Below are 10,048 nucleotides of genomic sequence, written 5' to 3'. Positions count from 1 at the left end.
AAGTCGATCGACGAGGTCAAGGCGAAGCTGGCCGGCATGGGCCTGGCCCTCAAGGACAGCCCGCCCGGATTCGACCCGACCGCCGCCGCGGACGCCTTCCGTGGGGACGATGGCGAGAGCACGGGTTTTATGGAGACCGAGCAGTACTGATCGTTGTGCCGGGCACCTCGAGATCGCCCGCTCTACCGACCGATCGGCTCGCAGACCTGCGCCACCCGTTCCCTCCTCGCCGCCGGACCGCCTCCTTGCCGCCGCCCGCACGAGCGTGATCCCGCCGGTCGGCCGGGGCGCATTCGCCCGCGTCGCCGCCCTGCACCGCGGCCCGATGGATGCCGGGCAGCGCGCAAGGACCGACCGCTGCTCGAGCGTCGTGCCGTCCTGGGGGGATCGGCGATGGGTGATGCGCTGTGAAGGACCGGGTGAGCGTGTCAGGGCGCGGTCAGCGGTTCCTGCCACAGTCGGTTCTGCGAACGGAAGCCGGGCAGTAACGGCAGCCGGGAGCAAGGGAGAGGTGCCCGGAGTGGTTGATCGGGGACCAGCGAGCTCGCCTCACGGTCGGACCCTTTTCGGGTCCACGCAGGTTCGAATCCTGCCCTCTCCGCCGGAACGTCTCCGGGGCCCGTGGGGCCCCTCAGCGCTCGAGTCGGTCGTCTTTCGTTTGTTGCTCACTTTCGGGTGAACGCGATCACCATGGCGGGGCGGCGGGCTGCGACCGATAGTTGCCTTCAGGCCTGTAATTTCGCGATAGTCGCGTGTGACAGACCGTCAAGGCGCCACGCTCGGGCATAGATGGCCGTTACATGCGAGTGTCACGGAGATTCGTGCCGGGCGAGGAGTTCGGTGAAGAAGTCCTGCACCAGCTGTCCGGCGTGGGGCTGGGTGAGTTCCCATTCGCCGAAGCGGTAGATCTCATGTCCGGCCAGCCGGAGCCGGCGGTCCTCGGCGACCCTCTCCGGGTACAGCCGCAGTACGGCGGTGTGTGTGATCCGCCCCTTCTCGTCGGGCGGGTCAGGGCGGCCGTAGTGCTGGACGCCGTCGACCTCGATCACGATGCGGGCGCGGTCCGGGGCCCGGAGCAGGGTTCGTAATGGAGACAGACCTGCGGGATCAGCGCGGGCAGGTCGAAGCCCCCGTCCTCGGCGTAGCGGGCGCATCAAATCCGGATCACCAGCTGCTCGTCCCTGTGGGTGCTGTTGGCGTCGTGCGGCGGGTTGGTGACCACCGGCGTGGCCCGGGCCGCCCGCGGCCAGGGCGGCCGTGGTAGGGCATCTCGTCCGCGGGAGTGGCAGTTCTCATGCCATCCTTCCGTGGCCGGTCCTGTCCGAAACGGGTGCGCCGGAGCCGACGGGGCCTGTCAGGCCGCCCCCGAGGTCTCTACCGTGAGAGGCACCGCCTCCTTGTGTGCCGCCGTTGCGGGCTGCGCCGCCGAGGACCTGGCACGGGAAGGAGAACAGCCGCATGACATCGTCGACCGGGGCCGCCCACGAGCCACCCGAAGGCCTCACGCCCCGGCCCGCGGCCGCCGCCCCGGCCGACCGGGCCCTGCTGGAGGAGGCGCGCCGGCTGACCCCCGACGCGATCGCGCTGCGCCGCGCCCTGCACCGCGTCCCCGAGCTGGGTCTTGACCTGCCGGCCACCCAGCGCCTGGTCCTGGAGGCGCTCGACGGCCTCGGCCTGGAGATCCGTACTGGCCGCGCGCTGTCCTCCGTGACCGCCGTCCTCACCGGGGCTGACGACGGCCCGACGATCCTGTTGCGTTCCGACATGGACGCGCTGCCGGTCGTCGAGGACACCGGATTGCCGTTCACCTCGCGCGCCGCCGGGCTGATGCACGCCTGCGGGCACGACGCCCACATGGCGATGCTGGTGGGCGCCGCGCGGCTGCTCGCCGGGCGCCGCGACACGCTCGCGGGGAACGTGGTGTTCATGTTCCAGCCCGGTGAGGAGGGCGAGCACGGGGCCCGGTACATGATCGAGGAGGGGGTGCTGGAGGCTTCCGGAGCCCGGGCGGACGCCGCCTTCGCCCTGCACGTGCACCCAAACCTGCCGGCCGGGGCGGTACGACTGCGGTCCGGGCCACAGATGGCGGCCTCCGACCGGTTCCGCGTCGTCGTCCGGGGGCGCGGCGGCCACGCGTCGGCGCCGCACACCACGTGTGATCCGGTCCCGGTGGCCTGCGAGATCGTGCTCGCCCTCCAGACGATGGTCACGCGCAGTGTGGCCGCAGACGACAGCGCCGTCCTCAGCGTGACCCGGCTGACCGCGGGCACCGCCGCCGGCGTCATCCCGGACACCGCGGAACTGGGCGGCACCCTGCGGACGTTGAGCGAGCAGACCCGCAGGCGGCTGCACGAGGCGCTCGCCCGGGTCGCCCAGGGGGTAGCGGCGGCTCACGGCACGACGGCGGAGGCGACCGTCACTCCCGGCTACCCGGTCACCGTCAACGACGTCGCTTTCACCGACCTGGTCCTGAGCACCGTCACCGACGTGCTCGGCCCGGAGGCGGTGGCCCGGCAGCCCGCCCCCCTGATGACGGCGGAGGACTTCTCCTATGTGCTGCGGGCCGTCCCCGGCGCCCTGGCTTTCGTCGGCGCCTGCTCACCCGGGCGGGACCCGCACGAGGCGCCCTCACTGCACTCCGCCCGACTGGACCTGGACGAGGACGTGATCCCTGCGGGCATCGCCTGCGAGGCCGCCGTTGCCCTGGCCTTCCTCGCCGGTCACACCCCGGAGGACGCCCCGTGACCGCCCCGGCATACGGCCGGGCCGCCCGGCGAACCGGCCCCTGTTGCTGGAGGCGAAGCGTTCGCGAATACGTGCCCGCCGCGCCTCGGGCGCGGGTGCGCCGGACAGCGCGGCGGTGACGACGCCCGCGGCCGACCGTCATCTTCCAGGGCTCGACGGCAGCGCATCACAGCCTCCGGGGCGGGCAGCCGGCGCATGACGACCTTCCCGGGCCGGTGGGCAGCTCACCGGCGCCGACGCCCGGGCGATGTCAGTGCCCGCGGTGGAGGATCTCGGTGGCGCCCACGGCCTGGCCGGACTCGCCGACGACGCCCCCACCCGTGCACTGCGCCAGACCAGCATCGACGTCCTGTGCGCTTACCTCCGACTGCCCTACACCCCCGAAGCCGACCTGCCAGCGGACGACACGGAAGCCTGCCGTGCGTACCTGGCCCTGCGCGAGGTCCGATTGACCGTCATCCGCCTCATCCGAGACCACCTCCGCCTGCCCGCCGACCATCACCACTCCTGGCAAGGCCACGACCTCGACTTCACCGACGTCCCCTCCGGCGGCACGGTCAACTTCCGCAGTGCGACGTTCTCGGGCGGCACCGTCGACTTCACCGATGCGGGCGGGACCATCCCGGCTGGCTTGAGGGCAGCGGTGGGATCTCCTCCGCCAAGTGGACGGATCCTGGCAAACGGCTGGTAACCACACCTACGTGAGCTCAGGGCCGGGTTGCGGCAGCGATCAGAACACACGGTTTGCAACCGTGGAAGGCATGGCTCATGACCTGGACACTGCCTGAGCCGATGCTCGCCGCCCCCGTGTCAGACCCGGACCTGCCACCGGGCTGGGCGGCGGAGCCGAAGTTATGGCGGGGGTTGGCAGTTGTCCGTTTGTCCGCAGTACCGCGAGCTGGAGTGCAACGTCACCCCAGCGGTCTCGGGCCGCAGATCGACTCGCGGGCTCGTCGGTCAGTCGGGTGTCTCGTCCGAATCGGCGGGCTGGGAGTCGTTGGCTGGCGCGGACCGCTCGATGTCGTCGTTGGTCGCGGCCCAGCTGGCCAGCAGGTTCAGGGCGTCCTGCGAGGGTGAGTGGGGTTCAGCGGTGTAGGTGAGGAGGAACTGGCTGGGGCCGTCGGGGAGCGGGAAGGTTTCGAAGGGCAGGTCGAGGTCGCCGACAACCGGGTGGTGGAGGAGTTTCACGCCGGTGGTGTGCATGCGGACGTTGTGGGCCGCCCAGCGGCGACGGAATTCCTCACTGCGGGTGGACAGCTCCCCGATCAGGTCCGTCAGCCGCCGGTCGTAGAGGTCGCGGCCGGCTTCCGCGCGCAGCATGGCAACCGTGTCATTGGCGACTTCGTCCCAGTGGCGGAAGAACTCGGTCGCGTGCGGGCTGAGAAAGACGAACCGGGCGTTGTTCGGCGGCCGTACGGGGTCGGCGTAGACGGGGGAGAACAGGGCGCGCCCGAGGTGATTGGCGGCCAGGATGTCCCCGCGTCCGCTGAGGATGAACGCGGGTGTGCCGGCCATCGAGTCGAGGACGCGCTGCACCGCGGGCCGTACACGCTGCTGGGCCGGGCGGCGGCGTGCCGGACGGGCCGTGCCGGCGCCGCGCAGGAGATCGAGCAGGTGGATTCGTTCCGCCTCGTCGAGCTGAAGCGCTTGCGCGATGCCCTCGATGACGCTCTCGGAGACGCCGGTGGCGTTGCCGCGCTCCAGCCGGGTGTAGTACTCGCTGGAGATGCCCGCGAGGAGGGCTACCTCCTCGCGGCGCAGCCCGGTGACGCGTCGGCGCTCTCCGCCGTACAGGGGCAGTCCGGCCTGCTCGGGGGTGACCTTGGCTCGTCGCGTACCGAGGAATTCCCGGATCTCCGCGCGGAAATCATCGCGGATGTCGCGGCTGGTGCCGTTGGGGTCGTTTCTGCCTGCCATGCGCTTCACTCTACGAGCGCGTCCGCCGGGTTGGGGGTCCCTGTCAGTGACCCCCTCATCAGGGACTCCCACCCCCGCGTGACAGCCGGTTTTGTTGGTGGTGCACCGCCCACGGCGGTGTGAACCGTCCAGACAGACGACGCTCGTGCCGCCGGTCCCAACCCCCTCTGCGGCGCTGTCGGCGCTGCAGGCATCACCCCCGCAGACAGCGGGTGCCGGATCTCGGCGCCTGAAAGGAAACCCCCCAATGAGCAAGGTCATTCTCGTCACCGGTGCCGGACGCGGTCTGGGCACCGACAGCGCCCGTGAGGCCCTCGCCGCAGGCCACCAGGTCGTCGCCACCGGCCGCCACCCCGACGAGGTCGAGAAGACCCTGGGCGGGCCGCAGGACAATCTGCTGGTCACCAGGCTCGACGTCACCAGCCTGGAGGATGCCGAGGCCGCCGCGCAGGCCGCCGTCGACCGCTTCGGCCGCATCGACGTCCTGATCAACAACGCCGGGAACCTCTTCACCGGCTACTTCGAGGAGATCTCGCCCGCGCAGATGCGCCGGCAGTTTGAGACCAACCTCTTCGGCCCGATGAACGTCACCCGCGCCGTCCTGCCGATCATGCGCAAGCAGCGCGCCGGCCACGTCGTCACCATCACCTCGACCGCCGGACTGGTCGGCATGGAGTTCACCTCCGCCTACGCCGCCTCCAAGTTCGCGGAAGAGGGCTGGATGGAGTCCCTGCGCTACGACGTCGAGCCGTACAACATCAACACCACGATCGTGGAGCCCGGCTACTTCCGCACCGAACTCCTCGTGGACGGCTCCACCAACTGGCCCGAGCTGTCCATCGACGACTACGCCCCGCGCACCGCCCCGCGGATCGAGGGCATGAAGAGCATGAACGGCCAGCAGCCCGGCGACCCGGCCAAGCTCGCCCGCGCCCTGCTGACCATCGTCGGCCAGGACAAGCCGCTGCTGCGATTCGTCGCCGGTGCGGACGCCATTGAGGCTGCCGAGGCCAAGGCGAAGGAGCTCCTTGCCCAGGCCGAGGCATCCCGCGAACTGGGCGACAGCCTGGCCTACGACGACGCTCACGCCTGAGCACCACGCCCCGCACCCGGCCGGGACGGAGGACGGCTGCCGGGTGCCTTTTCGACGGCACGGAGAGAGCTAGCATGCCCCTCAAAGGCGAGTACGAGCCGAGCAAGGCGCAGTTTGTACGTGACCAGGTTGAGCTGTATGAAAGCTCCGGCGGTACGCAGGGAACGACGCTGAGTGTCCTGGTCACGCGTGAAGAAGACGAGAGGCTCCGAGACCTGCCCGTCGTCATCCTGACCACCCTGGGCGCGAAGAGCGGAAAGATCCGCAAGACGCCCGTCATGCGGGTGGAGCACAACGGCTCCTACGCCGTCATCGCCTCCATGGCGGGAGCCCCCACCCACCCGGTCTGGTACCACAACGCGGTGGCTGACCCCCGGGTCGAGCTACAGGACGGCCCGGTGCGCCAGGACATGCTGGCACGCGAGGTGACCGGGGACGAGAAGGCCCTCTGGTGGGCCCGAGCCGTCGAGGCGTTCCCCGACTACGCCACGTACCAGAAGAACACGGACCGCGAGATCCCGGTCCTCGTTCTGGAGCCCACGGCCCACGAGCACTGACGCGGCGCAGCCGGTTCAGCCTGCGGATCCCCCGCCGCCTGGTCCCGGTAACACCAGCGTTGGACTCCACCCTCCTCGGAAGCCTGACCTACGACGGCACTCACGACTGAGCACCATGCCCCGGCCGAGGCCGGCAGCCGCCGGGTGCGCCTACACCTCTAGCCCGCTACCCGGGCAACGGCGCCCGCGTCGACAGCGCGCGGATCACCCCAGCACGGTCCGCTAACCGGCGGCGCACCCCACTACGCACCACCACCGACCGGCCTGACGGCCGTCACGACAAGGAGTACCTGATGAAGCACGTATCACTGGGCGGGCTCGATGTCTCCCGTATCGGGCTGGGAGCCATGACCATGGCCGGCACCTACACGACCGGCGGGGGCCTCGATGACGCCGAATCCATCCGCACCATCCACCGGGCACTGGACCTCGGGGTCACCCACATCGACACCGCCGAGATCTACGGCCCCTTCCACAGCGAGGAAATCGTCGGCAAGGCCATCAAGGGCCGCCGCGACGACGTCGTCGTGGCGACGAAGTTCGGTCTCGTCTCCCACGCCGGCGACGGCCCCGGCGTCATCGACAGCAGCCCCGGCAACGTGAAGGATGCCGTCGAAGGCTCGCTCCTGCGGCTCGGCACCGACCACATCGACCTCTACTACCAGCACCGCGTCGACCCGAACACGCCCATCGAGGAGACCGTCGGCGCGCTGGCCGAGCTGGTCGCCGAAGGCAAGGTGCGCCACATCGGCCTCTCGGAAGCCGGACCAGAGACGATCCGCCGGGCACACGCCGTGCACCCGGTGTCCGCGCTGCAGACCGAATACTCCCTGTGGACCCGCGACGTCGAGGCTGAGATCCTCCCGCTGCTGCGCGAGCTCGGTATCGGATTCGTGCCCTACTCGCCGCTCGGGCACGGCTTGCTGACTGGGCAGATCCGCACCGTCGACGACTTCGCCGACGACGACTGGCGCAAGACCAACCCGCGCTTCACCGGCGAGAACTTCCAGCGCAACCTGGCGATCGTCGACGAAGTACAGGCCATCGGCGCCGAGATCGGAGCCACCCCGGCACAGACCGCGCTGGCATGGCTGCTGACCCGCGGCGACGACATCGCCCCCATCCCCGGAACCCGGCGAGTCGCACGCGTCGAGGAGAACACCGCCGCCGACGCCATCGAACTCAGCGCCACTCAGCTCGACCGACTGAACAACCTCACACCGGCCGCGGGCGAACGCCACGACGAGGCGAACATGGCCAGCATCGACCGGTGATCTGACGCCCTGTCGCATTCTGACCCGTCACATCCGACCGACCAGCATCCGCTCATCCGTTCCACTGATCACTGAAGAGGCCTTTTCATCATGTCCAAGGTCCTCCTTGTCGTCGGTCACCCCGACCTGTCCCAGTCGAAGGCCAACAAGGCCCTGGTGGACGCCGTCCGCGACCTGGCCCACGTCACCGTGCACGACCTCTACGCCACCTACCCCGACTTCCAGATCGACGCCGCTGCCGAGCAGGCACTGCTGGCCAACCACGACGTGATCGTCTTCCAGCACCCAGTGTTCTGGTACAACACCACCCCTCTGCTCAAGCAGTGGCAGGACAAGGTCTTCACCCTCGGCTGGGCCTTCACCATGGACGGCTCCGCCTCGCAGCTGGCCGGCAAGAAGGCCGTCGTCGCCGTCACCGCCGGCGTCCCCGCCGACCACTACACCCCCGAAGGCTCGAACCAGGCCACCATCGAGACCCTCCTCAGCAACTGGCACGCAACCCTGCGGCTGTGCCAGTTCGACATCCAGCCGATGGTCAAGCTGTACGGCACCGCCTTCGGCCTCTCCGACGAAGACCTGAACACCGCCGCCAAGCAGTACAACGAACTGCTCGCCTCCTTCGCCGCCTGACCGCCAACGGGAGGTCTCCTCCAACGCGTAGTCGGCGCGTAGCGAACGCCCGGCCAGCACCAGGGCGTCGCCGGGAACGAGCCCGGGCTGTGCGGCGGGATCGACGGCACTGCTCACGCCTGCTCCTTCGGGCCGTCCAGCAGACCGAGCGGCAGGACGGGCTTGGCCTATGGTCCTGCCCCGGCGGCTCATCCTGCTGTCATCCGCGCGAGTTCCGCAGCCGCGGCAACCGGGTGGCCCGTCTTCGCCAGTTCCTCCAGGTGCCCGGACAGCGCTGCCAGCGGGCGGCACAGATCGTCGTGGGCCGCTCCGCTGCCCTCCGCAAGGGCCAGACGCAGGGCGGTGATACCGGTCTGCGCCCACCCCTCGCCGTGCTCCCGCAGCCAGTTCCGCGGATCTCCCGCGAAGTGTCGAAAGGCGGTGCAGTACAACAGGTGGCTTTCCAGCGCGAGCCGCCAGGCGACATGCGGGTCACCCTCCGACTGCTGCAGGCCCGCCGCCAACTGGCCCAGGCGTCGGGCGCACGGCGGGGCCGCGTCCGGATGCGGGAACCGGCCCGTCACCGAGGCGGACTCGCCGGAAGCGAGTGCACGGTGCAGGGCCTCGACGGGCTCGCCCAAGGCCGCTCCCGCTCGCAGAACCGCCTCGCCGAGAGTGACCGGTACGCCGTCGGCCAGGATGCGCTCCTGGGCCGCTACGGCGTCCGGATCGAGGGAGGCCGCCCGGGCGAGCAGTGGCGTTGCCTCGGCTGGGCGGCCCGCGGCGCGCAGGTGCACGCCTGTGCGGGCCAACGCGCCTGCGAGGTCGCCCCAGCCCTGCTCGGCAGTGCTCAGCGTCAAGCCGTCCACGGCCAGGGCGTAGTCCCAGTTTCCATGGGCGGCTTCGATTCGGGAGGCGACCTCCGTGGCCATGTCGGTGGCGTAGCCGAGGTGCGCACCCGGGTCGGCGACTACGGTGTCGATCGCGTCCTGGTACCGGCTCAGGGCCTGTCCGGCACAGTACAGGGCCTGGTCCGGGTCACCGTGCTGTGCCTGAACGACCGCGACCATGCTGAGCAGGCGGGCGAAGTCGAGCGAGAAGGGAGGCCCCGCGGCCTGCAAGCCAGCTCCTGCGTACGCCTCCACCGCCAGGTCGGCGTCGGTGAGTGCGGAAGCCGCGTGTCCGGCGAAGGAGTGGGCCGTGGCACGACGTGCACGGACATCGCCGATCCGTGCCGCCAGCTCCGGTGACGGGGGCCCGGATCGCTTGTAGCAGCTTTCGCATTCATCGAGTGACGACAGGGCCTCTTCGATCAGGTCCACGGCGATCTGCGAGGACCCCATGGAGTACAGCAGCGACGCGAGCTGTTCGTTCAGCCGCGGTTCATCCGGGCGAATGGCCAGCTCCGCGCGCAGGACCCCTGCCGCCTGGCTGTGCAGTTCCAGCGACCGCAGAACGAGCCGACGGCGCTCCGCGCCTTCTGCCCGCTGAGCTTGCGCGCGGGCCTCCACGCCTTGCCGGTAGAGCTCGTACACCGGCGACTGCCAGCCGTCGGCCGACGAAGCCATCGAATCCCCCTGCGCCTCTGGAGGCGCCCACCGTACTCGGACACCCGAGCGTCCAGGGGGCCTTCTGGGATCCGCTCAACGATCTCGATGGAGTCCCGGTGCCCTGATGCGGCCGCGACGGAACCGGCATGCCGGAAAATGCGCGGGAGCCGTGGGCCGGGCGGGCTACCGTGCATGCCACGGTCGTTGGCGCTGTAGGTGAGCTACTGCCGGATGCGGGCCGTTCGACAACGGCCACCGCAGGCAACCGGTCTGCACGGCCGGGCTGGGCACGGAAAGGCGGAC

Annotated in this window: 9 protein-coding genes and 2 pseudogenes; 8 read left to right on the top strand and 3 right to left on the bottom strand. The window is 70.2% G+C overall.

Annotated features, from left to right (window positions below):
* Both PV343_RS04955 and PV343_RS04950 read left to right on the top strand, forming a co-directional pair.
* A pseudogene (locus PV343_RS04955) lies at positions 1 to 150 on the top strand (DNA-directed RNA polymerase subunit alpha); the annotation flags it as partial.
* Positions 151 to 505: 355 nt separating this feature from the next.
* Positions 506 to 601, top strand: a pseudogene (locus PV343_RS04950).
* 208 nt (positions 602 to 809) lie between these two features.
* Here the strand turns inward: PV343_RS04950 and PV343_RS04945 are convergent.
* A complete protein-coding gene (locus PV343_RS04945) occupies positions 810 to 1,049 on the bottom strand; it encodes a hypothetical protein (RefSeq protein ID WP_319145518.1) in 240 nt (79 codons plus the stop codon).
* Between the two features lie 409 nt (positions 1,050 to 1,458).
* On the opposite strand from PV343_RS04945, the gene PV343_RS04940 reads away from it, so the two are divergent.
* Both PV343_RS04940 and PV343_RS04935 read left to right on the top strand, forming a co-directional pair.
* Entirely contained in the window at positions 1,459 to 2,745 is a 1,287-nt protein-coding gene (locus tag PV343_RS04940) for a M20 family metallopeptidase (protein WP_319145517.1), read from the top strand.
* A gap of 262 nt (positions 2,746 to 3,007) precedes the next feature.
* On the top strand, positions 3,008 to 3,436 hold the full coding sequence (locus tag PV343_RS04935) for a hypothetical protein (protein WP_319145516.1): 429 nt from the start codon (positions 3,008 to 3,010) through the stop codon (positions 3,434 to 3,436).
* A gap of 266 nt (positions 3,437 to 3,702) precedes the next feature.
* Here the strand turns inward: PV343_RS04935 and PV343_RS04930 are convergent, their stop codons facing one another.
* A complete protein-coding gene (locus PV343_RS04930) occupies positions 3,703 to 4,662 on the bottom strand; it encodes a helix-turn-helix transcriptional regulator (protein WP_319145515.1) in 960 nt (319 codons plus the stop codon).
* Between the two features lie 247 nt (positions 4,663 to 4,909).
* On the opposite strand from PV343_RS04930, the gene PV343_RS04925 reads away from it, so the two are divergent.
* The 4 genes from PV343_RS04925 (at position 4,910) to PV343_RS04910 (ending at position 8,216) form a co-directional block, all read left to right on the top strand.
* The gene (locus tag PV343_RS04925; RefSeq protein ID WP_319145514.1) at positions 4,910 to 5,755 is read left to right on the top strand and encodes an SDR family oxidoreductase; all 846 of its coding nucleotides are present in this window, start codon (positions 4,910 to 4,912) and stop codon (positions 5,753 to 5,755) included.
* 74 nt (positions 5,756 to 5,829) lie between these two features.
* Positions 5,830 to 6,312 carry a nitroreductase family deazaflavin-dependent oxidoreductase gene (locus PV343_RS04920; RefSeq protein ID WP_319145513.1) on the top strand — a complete coding sequence of 161 codons (483 nt, stop codon included), beginning with the start codon at positions 5,830 to 5,832 and terminating at the stop codon, positions 6,310 to 6,312.
* Positions 6,313 to 6,605: 293 nt separating this feature from the next.
* On the top strand, positions 6,606 to 7,586 hold the full coding sequence (locus tag PV343_RS04915) for an aldo/keto reductase (protein WP_319145512.1): 981 nt from the start codon (positions 6,606 to 6,608) through the stop codon (positions 7,584 to 7,586).
* A 90-nt stretch (positions 7,587 to 7,676) separates the two neighbouring features.
* A complete protein-coding gene (locus tag PV343_RS04910) occupies positions 7,677 to 8,216 on the top strand; it encodes an NAD(P)H-dependent oxidoreductase (protein WP_319145511.1) in 540 nt (179 codons plus the stop codon).
* 188 nt (positions 8,217 to 8,404) lie between these two features.
* Here PV343_RS04910 and PV343_RS04905 read toward each other — a convergent pair whose 3' ends face one another.
* On the bottom strand, positions 8,405 to 9,763 hold the full coding sequence (locus tag PV343_RS04905) for a hypothetical protein (protein ID WP_319145510.1): 1,359 nt from the start codon (positions 9,761 to 9,763) through the stop codon (positions 8,405 to 8,407).
* Positions 9,764 to 10,048 lie beyond the last annotated feature (285 nt).

It is taken from the genome of Streptomyces sp. WI03-4A, from assembly GCF_033792105.1.
Lineage (GTDB): Bacteria > Actinomycetota > Actinomycetes > Streptomycetales > Streptomycetaceae > Streptomyces > Streptomyces collinus_A.
This window is presented reverse-complemented; position numbering and strand designations above follow the sequence as displayed.

Coding starts and splice junctions, on each gene's coding strand:
- PV343_RS04905 (WP_319145510.1), bottom strand. CDS start 9,763: ATGGCTTCGTCGGCCGACGGCTGGCAGTCGCCGGTGTACGAGCTCTAC.
- PV343_RS04930 (WP_319145515.1), bottom strand. CDS start 4,662: ATGGCAGGCAGAAACGACCCCAACGGCACCAGCCGCGACATCCGCGAT.
- PV343_RS04940 (WP_319145517.1), top strand. CDS start 1,459: ATGACATCGTCGACCGGGGCCGCCCACGAGCCACCCGAAGGCCTCACG.
- PV343_RS04910 (WP_319145511.1), top strand. CDS start 7,677: ATGTCCAAGGTCCTCCTTGTCGTCGGTCACCCCGACCTGTCCCAGTCG.
- PV343_RS04915 (WP_319145512.1), top strand. CDS start 6,606: ATGAAGCACGTATCACTGGGCGGGCTCGATGTCTCCCGTATCGGGCTG.
- PV343_RS04920 (WP_319145513.1), top strand. CDS start 5,830: ATGCCCCTCAAAGGCGAGTACGAGCCGAGCAAGGCGCAGTTTGTACGT.
- PV343_RS04925 (WP_319145514.1), top strand. CDS start 4,910: ATGAGCAAGGTCATTCTCGTCACCGGTGCCGGACGCGGTCTGGGCACC.